Here is a 20,609-nt window from a genome sequence, read left to right as displayed (position 1 = left end):
ATGAAACAGGCCTGTGTAATAAAACCAGGCCTGTTTTTACTTTCTAATTAGAGAAATATGGATGGAATAATAAAAATAAGGTTACTTGTCGCTTTACTAACAAGTTTACTGTTAGGCGGATGTTCCGGAAAGAGCAGACAAGAAAAAATAAATATCTATCCGATTCCCCAGGAATTGGTATTGTCAGGCGATTGGATAAAGGTACCCACGACCGGTTATCGGCTGGAAGGGATCAACCATCCAGATACGGATGCCGTGAATTTATTAAAACAATCCTTCCCGATTACAGAGCAGGCAAAACAGACAATCACTATTCGGCAGTTGGAAAAGACAGATAATGAAATACTACGTTCGGGAGCTTATACTCTGAGTGTTACCGGAAAAGGTATCCAGATCGGAATCTTCGATAACCGTTCCCTCTTTTATGCGGTACAAACGTTATCCCAGCTAATCAAAAGCGGAAAAAAACTACCTGTTTGTTCGATACGGGATTATCCGGATATTCTTTTCAGAGGAGTTGTCGAAGGCTTTTATGGCACTCCGTGGTCTTTTGAGAACCGGGTGGAACAGTTACGTTTTTATGGACGGATGAAGATGAATACTTATATTTACGGTCCAAAAGACGATCCTTATCACCGTTCACCCTCCTGGCGTGTACCCTATCCGGAAGATCAGGCTAAAAATATCCGTGAGTTGTTGGCTGTAGCAAAAAGTAATAAAGTCGATTTTGTATGGGCTCTACATCCAGGAATGGATATCCGCTGGAATGATACGGATCGACATGCTGCTATAAAGAAACTGGAGAGTATGTACGACCTGGGAGTTCGGGCATTTGCCGTCTTTTTCGATGATATCGAAGGCGACGGAACGGATGCAGCCAAGCAGGCCGCCTTTATGAATTATCTGAAACAGGAATTTGTCGACAGGAAAGGCGATATCCAACAATTGATCCTCTGTCCTACTGAATATAATAAGGATTGGGCAAAAACAGATTACCTGGATATTCTGGGGAAACATCTGGACCCTTCTATCCATATCATGTGGACAGGAGATAAAGTGGTGAGCGACATCACGCATGAAGGACTAGAATGGGTCAATAAACGGATAAAACGCCCCTGTTACGTCTGGTGGAACTTTCCGGTAAATGATTACTGCCTGGCCCATTTATTAATGGGGCCGGTATATGGACTGGATAAAAATACGGCTTCCGACATGTACGCATTTGTATCGAACCCGATGGAGTTTGCCGAAGCAAGCAAAGTCGCTCTTTGGAGTGTTTCCCAATTTACTTGGAATATGAATCGATTCGATCCGGAACAATGCTGGAGTACGGCTTGTGAATCTCTTGTTCCTGAAGCACCTGAGGCATTCCGTCTTTTCTGTGAGCATAACGCGGATATCGGTCCTAATACATGGATGTTTTTCAGGGAAGAGTCTTTCAATTCGAGCGATCTGATCAACCGATTCGAACAATCATTATCTTCCGGAAAATATTTGAAAAAAGAAGCTTTTGAGATAGCGAACTTGTTTATGCAGATAAAAAAGGTACCAGGAACCATCAAAAATTGTGCGGCAAATAAGCAATTGATAAAGGAAATCGATCCCTGGCTGACACAAACCATAAATGTCGGAGTGGCAGGTATAGCAACAATGAAGATGTTGGATTTGGCTGACAAACACGATGCTGATGGATGCCGGAAAGCATATAAAGAGGTAAAAGAAGCCTTGAATACGATTGCTGTATTCAGCCGGCCTTATCGCCGGGGAGAGCAGGATGGTATAAGAAGCGGTTCGCAGGTTTTGTTACCTTTTATCCATCAGATGCTGCAATATGTAGAGAATTCATTGCTGACAGACGAAAAACCGAAAGAGATACCTGAAGTTCTGGCCGGTTCAAAAGAAATGGGAGAGTTATCCTGTTATTGCGAAGACGATGTAGTGGGTTTGACTCCTCATTTTCCATTGGTGACTATAGCTCCCGGGGAATACTTCGGTTTCCGGGTAGAGAAAAGCAAACAACCTGTTGCACTGGTCTATGATTTACGTAAAAGTAAATCCAAAGAACGTGCTTTCCAGGGCTCTATCGATGGAAAGGTGTGGTTCACATTCCTAAAAGCAGGGGCAGACCGGATGGATACTATTCCTATCCATGAGCCACGCATCCGTTATATTCGCTGCCTCAATCAATCGCAGTCGGATATGTCGGTAGGAATCGGTAGGTTTGCTGTATTGACAAAATCCGATACACTCAGTCACAAGCAAGAATAACGTTTTACTTAATAACTAATTACGATATGAAAAAGATATTCTGTACACTTTTAGGCATGGGAGGTTTCTGTGCCTCTTTATTAATACCCGGAGGTCTGAAAGCTCAGGAAAAGAACGCCATAGAAAAGAGTGCCTTCTGGGGTAATTCGGAAGTATACCTGAATAAACAGGCTTTCCAGATGTTCGGCCTGATCGATCAGGCATTAACGGAAAACCCTCCGGTTCCGGGTGCCCCGATGATCAGGAAACTGGCTCTTTACAACCTGGATGCCATGCTTCACGAGACCAGATATGACGATAGCGAACCACTCTATGGCTTCATCGCTTCACGGGTAAATAAGGTCATTGCAGATCTTTCCAATCCGGTCAAGCAAGGGATGAAAGTTTATAAAATCTACAATGACGGCTTTGTTGCCCGTACCGGTTCGGTCACCCTGGCGTTCGATGTTGTCAGGGGAGCCTGCAAAGGAAAAATTTTGATCCCTGACGCTTTGATTCAACAAATTGTCGACCATTGCGACATTTTGTTTCTTACCCATAATCATGGCGACCATGTCGACCCGGTTGTTGTCGAAATGTTCCTGAAGGCAGGAAAGCCGGTTGTTGCACCGACAAATATATTACCGGAAAAGAAAGATATACAGCACGAACGTTCCGACAAAATGATCGATAAAAAGATGAAACTGGATAAAAACAAAAATATCCGGGTGAAAATATTCCCCGGATACCAGGATGAGTTGATGAATAATATTTATGTGGTAACGACGGATGAAAAGAAGACGGTCACCCATATCGGGGATCAATATAATAAGGAGGATATGGAATGGATTGTCAACATCAAAAAAGACATCCCCCAGCCGGATATATTGATCGTGAACTGCTGGACGCATCGGATGAGCGATCTGGTCGACGGCTTCAATCCCAGGTTGGTCGTTACCGGACATGAAAATGAGATGGGACATACGATCGACCATCGGGAAGCTTTTTGGCTGACCTTTCAGAAAATGGAAAAGATCAGCAAAGATTATCTGGTCATGGGTTGGGGCGAATGGTTTCAATGCCATTGACAGGAGAGAATGATCAATCAGAGATAAAAATAATCATAACTATATTATATGACAAAAATAAAAATGAAACTAATAGGATTCGCGGCAGCAACTATGGTTGCTTCTGTTTCCGTTAGTGCCAAGGTTCCCAAATTGAAAGTAAACAATATCGATGCGGTTATCAAAGCAATGACCATCGAAGAGAAAGCGGACCTGATCGTCGGAGCCCGTATGTATCATCTGGATGAAAATGCGGCACCTCATATTAAAGAGTCCTGGAAAGTTGTTCCCGGTGCTGCCGGACGTATTAACCCGGTACCACGTGTCGGAATCCCTTGTGTAGTTCTTTCGGACGGACCTGCCGGTTGTGGCATTTTGCCGGTCGAAGGAGAGGAAAATTATTTCTGTACCCACTTCCCTATCGAGACTTTACTGTCTTCAACCTGGGATATCGACCTGGTCAGGAATGTAGGAGAAGTGATCGGCAACGAAGCGAAGGAATACGGGGTAGACGTGCTGTTGGCTCCTGCCATCAACATTCATCGCCATCCGTTGTGCGGTCGTAACTTCGAATATTTCAGTGAAGATCCACTACTGGCGGGAAAAATGGCTGTAGCCTATGTAAACGGGGTACAAAGCAACGACATAGGAACTTCTGTAAAACACTTTGCAGTCAATAACCAGGAGACCAACCGTATGAACAACAATGCTATCGTCTCGCCCCGGGCACTGCGTGAGATATATCTGAAAGCTTTCGAGATCGTAGTTAAGGAGAGTCAACCTTGGACCATCATGAGTTCGTATAACCGTATCAACGATGTATATGCTTCGGAAAGCCCGGAACTGATCACTACTATACTTCGCGACGAATGGGGATATAAAGGTACGGTGATGACCGACTGGTGGGGAGGAGCCGACGGAGCAGCCCAGATGATTGCCGGAAACGATATGATCGAACCGGGCACAAAAGAACAGGCAGCCCACATCATAGAAGGGATAAAAAACGGGACGCTCGATGAAGCCGTGGTCGACCGCAACGTCAGGCGCATTCTGGAATTGGTAGTCAGAACTCCCCGTTTCAAAGGATATAAATATTCCAACAATCCCGACATGAAAGCTCATGCCACCGTTACCCGGCAATCAGCTACTGAGGGTATGGTTCTTTTGAAGAATGAAAAACAGACTCTTCCCTTGTCTCCGAAAGATAAGAATATTGCTTTGTTCGGTGCTGTTTCTTATAATTTTTTCTCGGGCGGTACGGGTTCGGGCGATATCCACCGCCCTTATGTAGTGTCGCTGCTGGACGGATTGAAAAACCAACAGATCGTTGTCGACGATAATATCAAAGCGATCTACCAAGCTTACAACAGGCCTCAAGAGCAAGGGGAACAAATGCGCATCAGCGAGATGCCGATGGATACAGCCATCATCAAGTATGCCGCGAAGAACAATGACATGGCTATCATCACATTCGGCCGTATCTCCGGTGAATATATCGATCGTGTTTCTTCCGACTTCTTCTTGTCGGATACTGAGCGGGAATTAGTGAAAAACGTTACCCGTATCTTCCACGAGGCCAATAAGAAGGTCGTTGTCGTACTCAATGTTGGCGGTGTGATCGAAACTCAAAGCTGGAAAGAGATGCCCGACGCAATCCTGCTGTCATGGCAGGCCGGACAGGAAGGCGGAAACTCCGTAGCCGATATCCTTACCGGCCATGCCAATCCTTCCGGTAAGCTTCCCATGACCTTCCCAGTGACTTTGAGTGATCACTGGAGCTCGTTGAATTTCCCGATAGACCAGAAGATCGATCGCCGTTGGTCGGTTAAGACGGGATTAACCCATGAAACGAAAAATGTAGACTATACCATCTATGACGAAGGTATCTATGTCGGTTACCGCTGGTTCGACACCCGGAACCTGCAGGTGAGCTATCCTTTCGGCTACGGTTTAAGCTACACGACTTTTGAATATGGCAAACCTTCGGTGAAACAGGACAATGGAAAAGTAATCGTTGAAGTAACGGTAAAGAATACGGGAAAAGTTGCCGGAAAAGAAGCGGTTCAACTCTATGTAGAGGCTCCTGCCGGCAAATTAGACAAACCCATTCATGAGCTCAAAGCATTCGGTAAAACCGGGATATTACAACCCGGAGAAAGTCAGGTAATAACACTCGTTGTCCATACAGACGACCTGGCTTCGTTCGACGAAGATGCCTGCGCCTGGGTTACCGATGGCGGTAGATATAAGTTTGTCGTAGCTGCCTCGTCACGCGATCCACGTGGCGATGTGATGGTCGATGTCAGTCCTTCGACACGCAAGGTTAGCAATGTACTCAATTTACCTGCTGCATTTAAAAAGTAATCAGCAACCAGCAGGCAATACAAACAAAAAAGGGAACCGGAAGGTTCCCTTTTTTACATGACCAAATAACCACAGAATGTTTATTTGGCAAACAACTCCTTATTTATAATTTACAGGATACCCTGTGCCATCATTCCTTTTGCAACTTTCATGAAACCTGCAACGTTTGCACCTTTCACGTAGTTGATATAACCATCCTTAGAACCGTATTTTACACATTGTTCGTGGATAGATTTCATGATACCTTTCAGCTTTTCGTCTACTTCTTCTCTCGTCCAACTCAGCTTCATTGCATTCTGAGTCATTTCCAGACCTGATACAGAAACACCACCTGCATTAGCGGCTTTACCCGGAGCATACAGGATCTTTGCTTCCAGGAATGCATCGATAGCATCCGGAGTAGAAGGCATGTTTGCTCCTTCAGAAACAGCGAAACAACCGTTAGCCAACAATGTCTTGGCATCGTCTCCTGTCAATTCATTCTGGGTTGCACTCGGCATAGCGATATCGCATTTTTCACCCCAGGGACGAGCACCCTGTACATATTTGCAACCATATTTTTCTGCATATTCACGAATACGTCCGCGGTACAGGTTCTTCAGCTCCATGATATAATCCAGTTTTTCACGGTCGATACCTTCCGGATCATAGATGTAACCGTCAGAGTCTGACATTGTAACCGGCTTAGCTCCCAGTTCGATCAGTTTTTCAACTGTATACTGAGCAACGTTACCTGAACCGGACACGGCTACCACTTTACCTTTGATATCTATATTACGAGTCTTCAACATTTCCAGCAGGAAGTAAACGTTACCGTAACCGGTTGCTTCCGGACGGATAAGTGAACCACCGAACTCGATACCTTTACCTGTGAATGTACCTGTATTTTCACGAGCCAGTTTTTTGTACATACCATACATATAAGCCACTTCACGACCACCTACACCGATATCACCGGCTGGAACATCTGTGTCCGGGCCAATGTGACGCCATAACTCCAATACGAATGCCTGGCAGAAACGCATGATTTCAGCATTTGACTTACCGCGCGGGCTGAAGTCGGCACCACCTTTACCACCACCCATCGGAAGTGTTGTCAGTGAGTTCTTGAAAGTTTGTTCGAAAGCTAAGAACTTAAGGATAGATTGATTTACCGAAGCATGGAAACGGATACCGCCTTTGTACGGGCCGATCGTGTTGTTATGCTGGATACGGTAACCCATGTTTGTCTGTACCTGTCCTTTATCGTCTGTCCATGTTACACGGAAAGAGAAAATACGATCGGGGATACAAAGACGTTCGATCAGGTTGCTTTTTTCGAATTCGGGATGTTCGTTATAAGCTTCTTCGATTGTGCCTAAAACTTCGGCAACTGCCTGATGATACTCGGGTTCGTTAGGAAATCTTCTTTTTAAGTTGTCTAAAACTTCATTTGCCTTCATAGAACTGTTTATTTAGAATGTTATACCAATTTGCTATTTTGCGCTGTTCTTTTAACAACGTCGCAAAGGTAAGCCATTTTTTCACACTGGCAAATATTTGAAAGAAAAAATGATAAAAAAATATCATTTAGATATTTTAAAGAAGCAAACGTGACTAAATGCTATTCATTCCTGCGCTTTATATTCTTATAGACAGGAACGAACACAATGATAGCTGATGCCACCAAGGCAAAAATAACATCAAATGTTATCTTTTCACTGTATGTAAGCAGCATATAGGCCAGAACACCCCATAATAAAGTAAGACATACCGCCTGACTATTTGTTATCTTTCTACGCGCCATTAATTACATTTGTTTAGTTAGAAGAGAGTTTTGAACCAAAAAAGATTAATAATGCCAAAAACACAGCTATAATCAGAAATAAGATGACAATTTGCTTTTCAAACGCAAAGTTTCGCAGAAAAGGGATATGACGAGCCCAACCGGCAGCCATACGTATCTGCTCGGGTTCTTCATCTTCTGTCGGGATATCATAACCACCTTCTTTCATAATTTCCAAAGCTTGAGGAACATCGCTTTCAAGTATTTCCACACGGGCACCGCCGACGTCTACGTAGCCAGCCATTACCTGACTGCTATATTCGTTACGAAGATAACATTCGACCCCTTCCGATTTGAGTAATGCCATCAATGTTTGTGCCTCCGCCGGATATTGAAACCGGGCAATTTCTACCATCTTATCCTTATTATCCATGAGCTTATCTTTTCTGCAAAGGAAGTGATTTTGACTTACATAAGCAAGCTTTCTGCGATACCCGTTGCCTGGCGTATACGATCCGCCATTCCGATGCCGCCTTTCATATTACCGGCCAGGATCAATCCCGGGTATTGTGCTTCAAGCTTGTCTATCGTAGCAAACCGCTCGCCGCTACTCAACTCATACTGAGGGATGGCACGGGGATGGCGGAAAATACGGATCATATCCGGCTGCACATCGATCGGGAATTTCAGCATGTCATGAAACTCACGGATGATTAAAGTTTTCAATTCGTCATTCCCTAAACGGGTAAGCTCCTCGTGCTTCACACCTCCGATAAAAAATGAAAAGAGCGCGCCTTCCTTCGGGGCACGGTTATCAAAACAGGCGGCAGGGAAAAGAATTCCCAGAACATCTTTCTGCTCACAGGAAGGAACCAGCCCACCAAAAGCGTTAAAGTAAAGCTTTCCGGTGTTCCGAATGCACACACTTGCCTGCACGACCGGTGCATATTTCAGATTGCTGATCTTATTCATATCTTCTTCCGCGATAAAAGGAAGAAGTTCCGGCAAGGCGTATGCTCCGGTTGTCGTTACTACCTTACCGGCACGGATCGTTTGTTCGCCGTCGGGGGTGGTGTAGCTGGCTATCCATCCTTTTTCTGCCGGACGGATCGTTACGCCGGAAGCAGACAAGGTTATGTTATTTTTGCCGATAGCCTGCGCCATTGCCCGGGGCAGGTTATCGAGTCCTCCGGCTGCAGAAAATACTTTTTTGGAAGCCAGACGGTCGCGATCGGTCTTAGGCTGACGGGCTTTCGCTATAGTACCTTTGATAAAACCACCGTATTGCTGTTCCAGGTTATAAAGCTTGGGCAAGGCATAACGGGTGATCAGTGTCATCGGATTTCCGGCATATACGCCGGAGAGGAACGGATCGACCGCATAGTTCAGAAAGGATTTACCTAACCGACGGGCGGCCAATTCGCCAACCGACTCATCCGGATTGGTTCCTTTCGCCCGGAAAGGTTCACCCAGGATACGGAATTTATCTCCCAGGGTAAACAAAGGGGTAGTGACTGCACTGAAGAGACCGGAAGGAAGTTCACGAAAAGAGTTGCCTTTCCAGATCAGACGGCGCTTTGCTTCTTCATGGGCAGTTTCCAGTTGGCAGTCCGGAGACAAGGTCATGAACAGCTCCGCCACCTCAGGATAAGACACCACGCCGGTATTCGGTCCGCTTTCAAAGATAAAACCGTCTTCACGGAAAGTGTGGATCTGCCCTCCTACACGATCGCTGCATTCCAATACGTGCACCTGTTTTCCTCCACGTACCAAATGAAAAGCGGTAGTCAGACCGGTCAGGCCGGCGCCTATAATCAGGATATCTGTATTCAATTGTCCCATATCAGACAGGTTTAGAGAATGTTTTATCAGAGTGAAGCATCAGTTTATCCAGCGAAGCGGCTACATTGCGGACAAAAAGACTGCCTTCCGGAGTGATGCGTATATGATCGGTATCGTATTCGATCAGACCGTCGGAGGCAAATTCGCGGAGACGGTCCTCATCATAAGCAGTAGCCGCTTTTACCTCATCGACGGAAAGGGACAGACGGTCAGCCAATTCCTTCCAGTTCAAAGAATAGTTACACATTAGCGTCTCGATCGCTTCACGGGTAATCTGTTCGTCGTGATTTAACGTATAGCCTTTAGAGATAGCGAAAGATCCGCTTTCTATCCGTTCAATATATTGGTTGATATCTTTGCTGTTTTGCGTATAGGCGGAACTCAGCTGGCTGATACCGGTCACACCGAAGGCATACACCTGCCCGGTCGTACGGCGGGTACAGTATCCCTGGAAGTTACGATGCAACTGCCCGTTTTGCATAGCGGTATACAACTCGTCGTCTTCAAGGACAAAGTGATCCAGTCCGATTGTCTTGTATCCGGCTGCACCTAATATTTCTTTTGCAGAACCATACATATGGCTTTTCTCTTCACCGGCAGGAAGTCCGGCTTTTTCCAGGATAAGCTGTTGCTTGTTTACCCAGGGGACATGCGCATACGAGAAAGTGACCAGCCGGTCAGGACGCAGGGCTGCCGCTCTCGTTATCGTTTCCGAAAAGCTGTCGGCTGTCTGGAAAGGCAGTCCATAGATGAAATCCATATTGATACGCGCTCCTTTCGAGCGAAGTATCTGAAAGATCGTCTCCACAGGAAGCAAGGCGGGACGGCGGTTGACAGTTTTCAGCACCTTTTCATTGAAATCCTGCACACCAAGACTGAAACGATTGAAGCCCGCTTCGGTAAGCGATTGCCAGTAGGCCTCATCCAGATAACCGGGATGACATTCGACGGCAATCTCCGGCCGTTCGATCGTATCAAAGCCATCAAGCAAATGCTCATTCAGTTCTTTCAGATAGTGCGCCGGCAGAGCTGTCGGGCTTCCTCCCCCGTAATGGATCTGGGAGATCTTACGCCCCGGAGCCAGACGCTCCTTTACTTTATCTATCTCCTTATGCACAGCCAAAATATAACGTAACATTATATCCGGCTTCATCATCGGGAATGAGTTGCACCCGCAATAATGACAAAGATGGCGGCAGAACGGGATATGTACATAAAACGAAATATGTCCGGGCAACGCCGTATTAGAGGCCTCTATGGCCAACTCATATTCCTTACTGGTAAACGCATCCGTAAAATAGTTTGCCGGAGGATAGCTGGTGTATCTCGGCACCGGCACATTATATTTTTGTAATAGATCCTGTATCATAATTATACTATTTCTTTCTCCTTTCTGAATACGATCAATATATAGATCAACGATAAAGCAGCCAGACTGGCTTCAAAGAAAAACAATCCGTGATAGCCTGTATGATCGGCAATCTTTCCGCTCAGTATAGCCATCAGCATTCCGCTCAGATGGGTGATGACGGTCTGTATCGTAAAGTCCGTTCCTTCGCGTCCGGGACGTACACAATCCATCGCTGTGGTATAGACCACGATCGTAGCCATTCCGTAACTTCCCCAAAGCAGGGCTATTCCGGCATAGAGCAGTTCCGTGGTAGGCATCGTGTAAGACAGCCCCAGAAAATAAAGCGTCGCCAGCAAGACAAATACGGAAAACAACAGGCGTCCCCGATGGCGTCCAATGCGGCGAACAATCAATCCTCCTGCAAAGGAAGCCAGGAAGCCGCAGGAGGTTCCCACCACCCCACTCATCACCCCGATCTCTTTCATCGAATAACCCAGATCGACCAGGTAAGGCTTCAACATAGCCAGCGTCCCGATCAGTCCCGAATAATACAGGAAGAGGAAACCGATCTGTTTCCATATCTTCCTTTGCGTGAAAAAGTAGAGGACATCGGCTTTCTTTGCCCGCTCATGAGGCTCCTTGGGCTGGATCACGATACCCTTGTTAAAGAGCAGCGGAAGCAAAGCCACAATAACGAACAAAGCCACACACGGCAACAAGCTGTTCCATCCCAGTTGCTTGAACAACAGCAATAGCACCCCGCCCCCGATCATCGAGCCGCCGAAACTTCCCATCTACTGCATACTATTCGCCAGACTTTTGTCTTTCCGGCTAAAAGATAGAACAGCCAAAGCGTCCGTCGCAATATCCTGCGTGGCGGAAGCTACAAAGGAAATAATGATCAGAGCAATGATCGTATAAAAATCTGTTTTAAAATCGAGGAAGGCCACGGCAAAGATCAGGACGGCATAGATCAGCTCCGAAGAGAATATCCATCGTTTGTAATCGCCCGTCGTCGTCGCATGGCGGTCTACCATCGGCGACCATAGGAATTTCAGTATCCAGGGTAACTTGATCAGCTGAAGAAGTCCGATGGCGGATAAGGAGAAGTTCTCCTGCCGCATCATGACCGGGATGACGGTGGAGAAGAAACTCATCGGAATAGTCTGTGCAATGTAAAGACAGAAGAAGGTTCCGAGGTTGAATATTTTATTTTTTTGCATCATTCGTCTTTCATATTTATCAATTTCATCGGAGACCTCCGAAGATATCAAAACGATCGTCGAGACCGTTTCGGAAGCCTACGGAGGTATCAAACGACCGTCGAGACCACTTCGGAGACCTACGAAGGTATCAAAACGTCCATCGAGACCATTTCGGAGACCTACGAAGGTATCAAAACATCCATCGAGACCATTTCGGAGACCTACGGAGGTATCAAAACGTCCATCGAGACCATTTCGGAGACCTACGGAGGTATCAAAACGATCGTCGGGACCATTTCGGAGGCCTACGGAGGTTTTATCCATCATTTTTTCACTTAAAAAGTTATCGCTACACTTCCTCCGATCGTAAACGGCCTGCCCAATTGCGCCAATCCTTTTCCTCCCGATTCAAAATAGAAAGCGTTATATTGGGTATTCGTGATGTTTTTAGCCCAGATTGCAAAGGTAGCAAATCCTTTGGTTGCAGAAACTTTTCCGCTCAATTGTCCGTAATAAGATTGAGAAACTTTATTGTCTTCCTTCCAATAAATACGACCGGTACCGGTATAATTCAGGCTGACCATAAAACGGTCGATATGAGTACAAGGATTAGAAATCGTATAATCGGCTCCGACGGCAAAAGTATGCGAGGGAACCATCGGCAGGTAATTGCCGGAATAATCGATGTTTTTCTTTTCATCGACATACTCTTTAAAAGTGGCATGCGTAAAGCCGTAATTCACCTGTACCATCAGGCCATTCACCGGGTTTCCCTGCAAAGAGACTTCCACGCCTTTACTTACGCTGCGCCCGGCATTCGTCAGCATCGATCCGCGGCCGGAAGGAAGCGTCTGACTGATCTGCTGGTTCTTCCAGTCGATCCAGAAAAGGGCGATCTCGGCACGCAGGCGGTTGTCGAGGAAAGGATGCTTACCGCCCAACTCATAATTCCAACTGCTTTCAGGACGGAAAGAGCGGTCTTCCTCACGCTCGAAAGAGGTGTTGAAACCGCCGGTCTTGTAGCCCTTCGTCACTGTAGCATACAGCAGGCCGGTAGAGGGAAACAGATATTGCAGGGCGATCTTCGGAGTCACCTGACTAAAGTTCAGCTTGCTGTAAAAAGCGTCTGTCCGGTTGCTGCCGCCCTCTGCATCTTTATATGCCAGGTAGTCGGTCGAAGCCCGCTCATAATCATAACGTAACCCGAAAGTGAGAGACAGGCCGTCCGTCAATAAGCTATCCAAAGTAGACTGGTGATAGAGGGCAAAGCCATAAGTAGGGGTATCATATAATTTCCGGGTACTGTATTTCGCAGAAAGATAATCGAGCGTCACCGTATTATCGATACCCTGCCAGAAGCCGAAGGCGCCGAACAACCATTTATAACGATTCGCCGTGGTAGACTTGATGTTAAACTCTTCCGACAACATCTTCTGCTTCTGATCCTGCCGGGCAAAATAAATGCTTGCCGTAGAAAAGTCCTGGTCGATCCCCTGATGATCTGAAAGGTATTGGAAAGCCGTCTTGCTGCTCAGGCTGTAGCCATTCCCCCGATACTCGACTGTCAGGCCAGTAGTGGACATAGCTCGTTTATAAAAACTATAATCATTGTAATTGACATCGCCCGGTCGATGCGTCAGCGAGTCGCAGACGGCGTAAGGATAGCCGCCCTGTTTGGAATAATCGTACGAACTCATCAGGCCCAGCGACAACCGATCCGTCGGTTTCCATTCGAGACGGATGCGACCGGAACCGCTTTTCTGATCATCTGCTTTCTTATCGGTAAACAGGTTGGTGAAATATCCGTCGCTCCGGTTATAGTTGGCGGAGAAAGCATAACCGAAGGTATCGCCGATCTTCGCGTAACGTGAAAGGGCGTAGTCGCGGTTTCCATAGGTTCCGTTAGAGATAAAGGCGTTCGTCCCCTGATACTTCAAAGGCGATTTTGTATATACATTAATAATCCCTCCCATCGTGTTGCGTCCGTAAAGTGTTCCCTGCGGACCTCGAAGTACTTCCATCCGGTCGATCTCGGTGAAGTTAAAGTCGAAAGCCGACTTTTCGAAATAAGGGATACCGTCCACATAAAGCCCTACCGAAGGGGCATTGATCTTCGAACCGATCCCACGGATATAGACAGGGGAAGTCAGCTTCGAGCCGTAATCCGGCATAAACAGGTTAGGTATGAAGGAACTGAATTCCTTGATATCGGTGATATTCTTATTTTGTATCGCTGTCCCCGTAACAGCCGATGCCGACAGCGGCTCCAACCGCAAATCCCTGTTCTGCTTAAACGACTGAACAACCACTTCGTTCAGATCCACCTGACGGACTTTCACAGTATCCTGATCTTCTGCCCTGACAGACAGCACGACAAGAAAGAATGAAATGAGTAAGAATAATATCTTCATATATATTATTATTAGAAAATAATATGCCAATGTGCCAATATGCCAATAATTGAACCTATTGCTATCCCCATTGGCAGATTGGCACATTAGCAAATTGGCTCATTATTGTCAATATCCGAATTTAAAACGCCACCGCAACCTCCGCTCCTATCTGGAAGGGTTTGCCTTTTTGTATGAATGAGTTATTGAATGATTCGAAATAGAAGGCCTGATAATCCGTATTCGTTATATTACGACTCCATACATTCAGATTAACAGCTCCTTTACGTACACCGGCTTTGCCGTTCAGCACTCCGTAGAAATTCTGGCTGATGTCGTTTCCTTCTGTCCAGAATATCTTCCCGGCCCCGGTGTATTGGGCAGACACGGTAAACTGGTCGAACCAGCAGTTGCGGAACAATTTCGTATATTGTAATCCCAGACTTACGGTATGACGCGGAGTGTATGGGATAAAATTATCTTTATAGTTCGTCTCCACCTCGTTTTTATCCAGGGTTGCATAATCGCGGAAGGTCGCACGGGTAAAGCCATAATTCAAGTCGGCGGTCAAACCCGTTGTGATCAGGCTGCGAAGACTGACTTCCACGCCGTAGCTATCGGCTTTACCACCGTTTGTTATCATACGACCGCTACCATTCGGGGCAAATGTAGTCAGCTGGATATCCTGAATATCCATGTAGAACAAAGTTAATTCTGCATTCAAGCGATCTTTAACCAGTTCGCTACGCACACCGACCTCATAGTTCCAACTATGTTCAGGCTTAAAAGCAGCCACATCCGAAACCGGAGGTAATGCGGGATTCTTTATAATAGCTTCTCCCATTCCCGGAGGCATCAGTTCTTTCATCGCTTCCTTCAGGTCATATTGGGCTTGTGCCTGAACCAGATCACCGAACATTTGCACATTATATCCTCCGGTTTTATACCCTTTCGCCACTGAAACATAAGTAAATGTACCGGGTGTACACTGGTAACGTAAAGATACTTTCGGCAGAACCTGTAAGAAATCCTGCTTTTCCTCTCCCACCAGATGGGTAGTCACAAGAAAATCCTGATTGATATTCGGCATATTACCTCCCATGCCCGGCATAAATATATTCATCGTCATGCCTTCCACCGAAGAGTCATAATTTAACTTTGCATGTTCATAATCCAGACGAATACCGGCAGTAATAGAAAGGCCGGGGGTAAACAGATCATTGTAAGTAGACTGGTGGAATAAAGCCAATCCATAAGTAGGCGTTTCAAAATAGCCGGGAAAATAGATTTGATTATTCTCGCCTTTAACCGTAATCTTCGGCATGGGAATTTTATCGAATTCTGCCTGCAAAATATCTTTTATACCATCCTCCTTAAACATCACCGGCCCATCCGTCTTCAAGCTATTATAGAAGCCATAAGCACCGAAGCTCCACTGATAGTTCTTTTTATCATTCGACCGGATCGCCACTTCTTCGCTCCAGGCATATTGCTTCTGTTTCTGGTTGAGCGTAAAGACAGACTTTTCGGTATAGTCCTGATCCATCTTCATATCATCCTTCAGATATTGGTAAGCGGTGGTTGAGGAAAGCAGGAACTTATCGGTTTTCCATTCCAGATAAAGACTATTGTTCAACATATTACGTTCATAAGAACTCGGATCATTGATACGTATAGGCTCAACCACTCCTGTTTCTTTATTATACAGTCCATACGGGAAAGCCCGCTGATTGACATAATCATAATTGAAAGTATACTGTGCCTTCAGGTTCGAAGCGATCAGCCAATCCAGCTTGAAACGTCCGCCGGCCGACTCCTCCTTATCTGCCCGGGTATTATCGTATTCATTTACAAAGAACCCATCATTACGATCATAGTACCCGCTAAGGGAAAGTCCGACCTTCTCACTTAATTTCCGGTAGTGCGCAGCCTTTGCCTTGAAAGCGCCATAATTCCCTCCTGAAAGGGAAAGCTTCGTACCTTGATAGTTGAAAGGTGATAACGTATAAATATTAACGATACCTCCCATCGCATTACGTCCGTACAACGTCCCCTGCGGGCCACGCAGCACTTCGATACGCTGAATATCGTTCAATTCAAAATCGAACGTACTTTTATCGAGATACGGCACATTATCCACATAAAGTCCGATCGACTGCCCGCTGCTTCGTGCACCGATACCACGGATATAGATAGCCGAAGTCATCTTGGAGCCGTAATCCGGCATATACAAGTTAGGGACAAAGGAACTGATATCTTTCAATGCATCGATCTGACGTCCGGAAATGGATTGCGGAGAGAGGATAGACACGGAACCGGGCAGCAAACGCAGGTCGTTCGTTTCCTTCGTCGACGAAGTAATGATAACCTCATCGATGTTATACGTCTTAATAGTATCATTTTTATTTACATTCACCTCATCGGCGCTCACCGTTTGCAAACAGAAAAAAGCCCCTGCAATCAGGACAGACAGATAGCGTTGTTTCATTGTATTCGAACTATTAGTATTTCACGATTGCAAAGGAACGGGAAAGAATCAAGGCTGTCAATCACTAGATGTAGTGATTTTAAAGATTATGAACCTGTAAGAGGCGGCCTTACATCAAGATCTGTCCAATCACCAATACCGGTATTAATATGGTGCAGAGGATTATCTTTTTGCAAATCATCCAGAATCTTACCATAATCGAGTTCATTCCAGGGTATAGTTTCTGCTCCTACGTTCTCTATTTTTCCGAACACCACATCGATAGTCTTCATGGTATTCCAATCAATAACGGCCGCTTCGATATTGCCCAGCTTCGAAATCTCCCCGTTGATCCTGTATATAAAGTTCCGGTGAATATGGCTGTTGGTTCCGGACAGGTTATATTTACCGTAGTTCAGGTGATATGTCTTATGCTCCAAAACCGAACCGTCGCTCCTTCTCACTTCCCATTCGACCGCAAGGCTCAAATCCGAAACATCGGCAGAAGCATGATCGCCGATATAAGCTTCAAACAGACAGATGCCTTTATCTGCCGAGGTCGTAATCTCAATCTCTTGCGGAAACTCTTTGGGAATGGTTCCATACTGTGGAGTCCCGTTTTCACGTGTGGTAAGCGAGGTGTTGAGGACAGCCCCGTTCAGAACAAAGTTCGTACCTGCTTTGATAAACACTTTCAGACCGTCATCCTCATACTCCTTCGACTTCTTCAAAAAAAGCTCCACCTTAGCGACAGAGCGATTGATCAACACTCTGGGGTTATTCGTTGATGACGACGAAACAGTCGTTTCAAAAAAACAGCTCATAGGCAAACCGTATTGGAAAGCATAGGCATTCACATTGCCGACATCGATATGACTTAGCTCTTCATATGAATAAACATCGTCCAGCCCTGCCGATATATCCGGAGAAGTATTGGCTATGACCGCTACATGCTTTTTCCCCTGTGTAACGAGCATTCCGAGAGAATATTCGTTTCCATTGACCGAATATTCAGTGCTCATACTTTCTCTTTGTCCGTTTTTAAAACAATACGCCCTCAAATTATTGATTTGCGATTCGAGATCTGCCGAAGACAAAGAACGGCTATCCGGTTCGGGCGTAAGGCGGTTCACCGGAATAGTGATCTGTAGCATACGCTCCCGGAAATCGTCCGAATCGTCGCAAGACACCCATCCGAAACATAAAAAGACGAATGAAAAGAGGATTGATTTTTGGAACATTTTATAATTCTTCATTTGATTTGTAAACCACCCAGTCGTTAATCACTATTTGCGATGCCGACCAACCATTTTCCAACGAGCTATAGAAAAAAACAATCAGATACCGGTCCTGCCTGTCAAGATACTCCTGGGCACTCCAATCGTTCCCCTCCATATTGGTCAACAAGACGTAATCTCTCAACGAAATATCAAAAACCTTTTTTGAGTCTTTCCTGCGAGTAACTACAAACCTGAAGTCTTCATTGGCAAACAAGCGGTTCGTATTGATTTCAACCCATCCGCCACTATGTATGCCGGCACTGTCGTAAGGTGTGTAGTTTATAATATCGGCTCCTGCCCTTTCGTTTAAATGGTCGAGGGTTCCGTTGGCCGAGAGTAGCTCGAATGTATAATCACCGAGATGAAAACCGTCCGCCCGGGTTTCCGCATTGTATTGCTGGAGTACAAAGCGTATCTTGTTTGTATTCTTGGTCAGAAATAACACATGCTTCTTTTCGTCCGATTCCAGAAGAACGTTTTCAAGTATTCCATGATATAATTCATCCAGTTTAGCAGAGAATCCCTGGATTTTGTCACGGCTACCGGAAAGTTGCAGCTCTACCTCCTCATAGCGAGTTTCTCCCACTTTCAGATCGGAAACCCGATAGGTTGAGTTCGCTCCGCACCAGGCAAGAAATGTATATGTTTTATATTTCGGCAATCCCAGTTCGACCGTGGAGCCATCGATTAGGCTGTTTTTGTTTGCTGTTATGGTTTTCAGATACTTGCCGCCTTCATCAAATACGTAGAGGGTTACTTCCGATACCTTTTCAACAAACAAATCCCCCGATTGCATATGTTTATCATACACAAAAGTGATGAAAGTACGACAATCTTCATTCTCTTTCACACAGGAAGAAAGGATGAAAAGGCTTATAATAAACAGCATTTGCTGTAACATTTTGCTCATTCAGTAGTCACGTTTTAGCGGTAATCGAAAAGAGGGATGTGTCGAACGTAATGCTTTCGACATCCCCCTTTTCGGATCCGGACGGTTTATAATTCTTCTCCGTATTCATAGACCCCCCACGGGTTTATCTCGATTGTCGCATTGAGATATTTCTCTTCTACTTCCAGATTCTCATCATCAGGATCGGGAATGACCGGAGAGCCTATATTTAAAATTTTATTTAATGTTATTACGTATGAGCAGTTGCGTACTACACCAAATTTCCCCAATTCATTGACAGCACCCGGTGTGCCTGCATGGAAATCATGCTTGACAGGCAGCGAGTAGTAACTCATTGACTCATGGTAAAAATTGATTTCGATATTGTTGGGCACATCGATCCACTGCCCACCTTTTTTGTAATATTCGGCATTATCAAAAGCATCTCTTACAATACGAGCCTCGTTCTCCGCCGAACTCCCGGACGGGATAGATGTGGGAATCGTAACTGCGGTAACTTTCAAACAATTAACCAGGTAAGCATTCAAAGCATCCGTATATTTTGTTACATACGTCGATGGATCGCTATTGCTCAGTTTATTAGTTACTTCCGCTTCAATGGTATTGAGTAGGGTTGTCTTTGAAAACAAGATTCCGTTAATGGAGAAAAAGCTATCTCCTGGATTCAGCGCTACCGACGAGCCATCTACGTCTGTCACCGTCTTAGGGGTCCATTCAGCCATGATAAGCACCTGGGTGGCATAGGCTTTTACATTATCCTTTTTGTCTTGTGTATTCTCCAGGCAATAATCCGCCACACCGGCATCTTTGGCTGATGGCAGATCGTCAATCGTTCCGGTATGGATCGTATAATTATCTTTTTGGCTCGCCAGGGTTTGTCCGGTATAGTTCGGGTCTATTCTGTACGAGCCAAGGTGATACGGGTCATTGGTACTCCAAACCCAATTATTGGCCAAGCCTTCAAAATAGGTCTTTGTACGTTTAGACATGAGGTAATACTTCTTGTTCAATACATTCAAGTCCCATTTCTTCAAGGCCACATAGGCATTCCCCACATCGGTAGGAATACCAGCAGTGGCAGCTTTTACCACTACTTTCGATACCACACGGTCTATCCTTACCTTGAGCGTGTTTCGTACGGCTGTTGCCTCGTCGGCATACAGTGTCAATTCTTTATCCGAACCGTTGCTCAGGGAAGGTTCCAAGCCACCTTTCGAGTTGGTCATGATAAATGAGTTCTTACCGGTTCCACCGATTAAATCACTCACATTGTCGGCTGTAAGAACCCTGTTAATCGACGCCAACGTCATTCCGAGAGCAGGCGTTTCGATGGCATTTGCCACCACCATCATCGCCTTGGCTGTTACCGGGACAGAATGGGTTCCACTGTAAGGCGTATTTTTAGGATCGATATCTTTTATGGCAACCACTTTAGCGTTATCCGAAAACCCGTCAAAGTAGTAAATCTGCAAGGTATTTATATTATTCTCATCAGGTGTACCAGTATTCACCGCTTTAGTATCCGAAACGGAGCGTCCGGAACTTTGCTGAGGATAAGTGATATTCATTGAAACATACCCTTTACCTTGTGTTTCCTCTGCATTAAGAATCTCATCCGAGTTGTTACAGCCAGCCAGTACGGCTGCTGTCAGTGCAATGCTAAATAATGTTTTTATCTTCATGTTTATAAGTTATTCGTTTTTATTATTCACTCTTTGTTT

14 protein-coding genes and 1 pseudogene are annotated in these 20,609 nt (G+C 45.5%); 3 read left to right on the top strand and 12 right to left on the bottom strand.

Going from position 1 to position 20,609, the window contains the following annotated elements; all coding sequences use genetic code 11:
• Positions 1 to 57 precede the first annotated feature (57 nt).
• The 3 genes from QZ076_RS03690 (at position 58) to QZ076_RS03680 (ending at position 5,678) form a co-directional block, all read left to right on the top strand.
• A complete protein-coding gene (locus tag QZ076_RS03690; RefSeq protein WP_293710464.1) occupies positions 58 to 2,268 on the top strand; it encodes a beta-N-acetylglucosaminidase domain-containing protein in 2,211 nt (736 codons plus the stop codon).
• Positions 2,269 to 2,294: 26 nt separating this feature from the next.
• Entirely contained in the window at positions 2,295 to 3,335 is a 1,041-nt protein-coding gene (locus tag QZ076_RS03685) for an MBL fold metallo-hydrolase (RefSeq protein ID WP_293710462.1), read from the top strand.
• A gap of 63 nt (positions 3,336 to 3,398) precedes the next feature.
• Positions 3,399 to 5,678: a glycoside hydrolase family 3 C-terminal domain-containing protein gene (locus QZ076_RS03680; protein WP_293710460.1), complete on the top strand. Its 2,280-nt coding sequence runs from the start codon at positions 3,399 to 3,401 to the stop codon at positions 5,676 to 5,678.
• Positions 5,679 to 5,788: 110 nt separating this feature from the next.
• On the opposite strand, the gene QZ076_RS03675 is transcribed toward QZ076_RS03680, so the two are convergent.
• The 12 genes and pseudogenes from QZ076_RS03675 to QZ076_RS03620 all read right to left on the bottom strand — a co-directional run bounded on the left by QZ076_RS03675 (position 5,789) and on the right by QZ076_RS03620 (position 20,570).
• Positions 5,789 to 7,120 carry an NADP-specific glutamate dehydrogenase gene (locus QZ076_RS03675; RefSeq protein ID WP_293710458.1) on the bottom strand — a complete coding sequence of 444 codons (1,332 nt, stop codon included), beginning with the start codon at positions 7,118 to 7,120 and terminating at the stop codon, positions 5,789 to 5,791.
• A 161-nt stretch (positions 7,121 to 7,281) separates the two neighbouring features.
• The gene (locus QZ076_RS03670) at positions 7,282 to 7,464 is read right to left on the bottom strand and encodes a hypothetical protein (protein ID WP_046148455.1); all 183 of its coding nucleotides are present in this window, start codon (positions 7,462 to 7,464) and stop codon (positions 7,282 to 7,284) included.
• A gap of 13 nt (positions 7,465 to 7,477) precedes the next feature.
• Entirely contained in the window at positions 7,478 to 7,876 is a 399-nt protein-coding gene (locus QZ076_RS03665) for a DUF2007 domain-containing protein (protein ID WP_293710456.1), read from the bottom strand.
• Positions 7,877 to 7,911: 35 nt separating this feature from the next.
• Positions 7,912 to 9,285: a protoporphyrinogen oxidase gene (gene hemG, locus QZ076_RS03660; protein WP_293710454.1), complete on the bottom strand. Its 1,374-nt coding sequence runs from the start codon at positions 9,283 to 9,285 to the stop codon at positions 7,912 to 7,914.
• A 1-nt stretch (position 9,286) separates the two neighbouring features.
• Entirely contained in the window at positions 9,287 to 10,654 is a 1,368-nt protein-coding gene (gene hemN / locus QZ076_RS03655; protein ID WP_293710453.1) for an oxygen-independent coproporphyrinogen III oxidase, read from the bottom strand.
• Positions 10,655 to 10,656: 2 nt separating this feature from the next.
• Positions 10,657 to 11,862 (bottom strand): annotated as a pseudogene (locus QZ076_RS03650) (MFS transporter).
• Positions 11,863 to 11,937: 75 nt separating this feature from the next.
• Positions 11,938 to 12,165 carry a hypothetical protein gene (locus QZ076_RS03645; RefSeq protein ID WP_293710451.1) on the bottom strand — a complete coding sequence of 76 codons (228 nt, stop codon included), beginning with the start codon at positions 12,163 to 12,165 and terminating at the stop codon, positions 11,938 to 11,940.
• An 11-nt stretch (positions 12,166 to 12,176) separates the two neighbouring features.
• The gene (locus QZ076_RS03640) at positions 12,177 to 14,252 is read right to left on the bottom strand and encodes a TonB-dependent receptor (RefSeq protein WP_293710449.1); all 2,076 of its coding nucleotides are present in this window, start codon (positions 14,250 to 14,252) and stop codon (positions 12,177 to 12,179) included.
• A gap of 121 nt (positions 14,253 to 14,373) precedes the next feature.
• On the bottom strand, positions 14,374 to 16,719 hold the full coding sequence (locus QZ076_RS03635; protein WP_293710447.1) for a TonB-dependent receptor: 2,346 nt from the start codon (positions 16,717 to 16,719) through the stop codon (positions 14,374 to 14,376).
• An 86-nt stretch (positions 16,720 to 16,805) separates the two neighbouring features.
• Positions 16,806 to 17,939 carry a fimbrial protein gene (locus QZ076_RS03630; RefSeq protein WP_293710446.1) on the bottom strand — a complete coding sequence of 378 codons (1,134 nt, stop codon included), beginning with the start codon at positions 17,937 to 17,939 and terminating at the stop codon, positions 16,806 to 16,808.
• A gap of 1 nt (position 17,940) precedes the next feature.
• Positions 17,941 to 18,888: a FimB/Mfa2 family fimbrial subunit gene (locus QZ076_RS03625; protein WP_293710445.1), complete on the bottom strand. Its 948-nt coding sequence runs from the start codon at positions 18,886 to 18,888 to the stop codon at positions 17,941 to 17,943.
• Positions 18,889 to 18,974: 86 nt separating this feature from the next.
• The gene (locus QZ076_RS03620) at positions 18,975 to 20,570 is read right to left on the bottom strand and encodes an Mfa1 family fimbria major subunit (protein ID WP_293710443.1); all 1,596 of its coding nucleotides are present in this window, start codon (positions 20,568 to 20,570) and stop codon (positions 18,975 to 18,977) included.
• Between the last annotated feature and the right edge of the window lie 39 nt (positions 20,571 to 20,609).

The organism is uncultured Parabacteroides sp. (assembly GCF_905196875.1).
GTDB lineage: Bacteria > Bacteroidota > Bacteroidia > Bacteroidales > Tannerellaceae > Parabacteroides.
Note: the sequence above shows the minus strand (reverse complement) of the source record. Positions and strands in the feature narration are given on the sequence as shown.

Coding starts and splice junctions, on each gene's coding strand:
- QZ076_RS03620 (WP_293710443.1), bottom strand. CDS start 20,570: ATGAAGATAAAAACATTATTTAGCATTGCACTGACAGCAGCCGTACTG.
- QZ076_RS03645 (WP_293710451.1), bottom strand. CDS start 12,165: ATGGATAAAACCTCCGTAGGCCTCCGAAATGGTCCCGACGATCGTTTT.
- QZ076_RS03675 (WP_293710458.1), bottom strand. CDS start 7,120: ATGAAGGCAAATGAAGTTTTAGACAACTTAAAAAGAAGATTTCCTAAC.
- QZ076_RS03630 (WP_293710446.1), bottom strand. CDS start 17,939: ATGTTCCAAAAATCAATCCTCTTTTCATTCGTCTTTTTATGTTTCGGA.
- QZ076_RS03635 (WP_293710447.1), bottom strand. CDS start 16,719: ATGAAACAACGCTATCTGTCTGTCCTGATTGCAGGGGCTTTTTTCTGT.
- QZ076_RS03640 (WP_293710449.1), bottom strand. CDS start 14,252: ATGAAGATATTATTCTTACTCATTTCATTCTTTCTTGTCGTGCTGTCT.
- hemN (WP_293710453.1), bottom strand. CDS start 10,654: ATGATACAGGATCTATTACAAAAATATAATGTGCCGGTGCCGAGATAC.
- QZ076_RS03685 (WP_293710462.1), top strand. CDS start 2,295: ATGAAAAAGATATTCTGTACACTTTTAGGCATGGGAGGTTTCTGTGCC.
- QZ076_RS03680 (WP_293710460.1), top strand. CDS start 3,399: ATGAAACTAATAGGATTCGCGGCAGCAACTATGGTTGCTTCTGTTTCC.
- QZ076_RS03665 (WP_293710456.1), bottom strand. CDS start 7,876: ATGGATAATAAGGATAAGATGGTAGAAATTGCCCGGTTTCAATATCCG.
- QZ076_RS03670 (WP_046148455.1), bottom strand. CDS start 7,464: ATGGCGCGTAGAAAGATAACAAATAGTCAGGCGGTATGTCTTACTTTA.
- hemG (WP_293710454.1), bottom strand. CDS start 9,285: ATGGGACAATTGAATACAGATATCCTGATTATAGGCGCCGGCCTGACC.
- QZ076_RS03690 (WP_293710464.1), top strand. CDS start 58: ATGGATGGAATAATAAAAATAAGGTTACTTGTCGCTTTACTAACAAGT.
- QZ076_RS03625 (WP_293710445.1), bottom strand. CDS start 18,888: ATGAGCAAAATGTTACAGCAAATGCTGTTTATTATAAGCCTTTTCATC.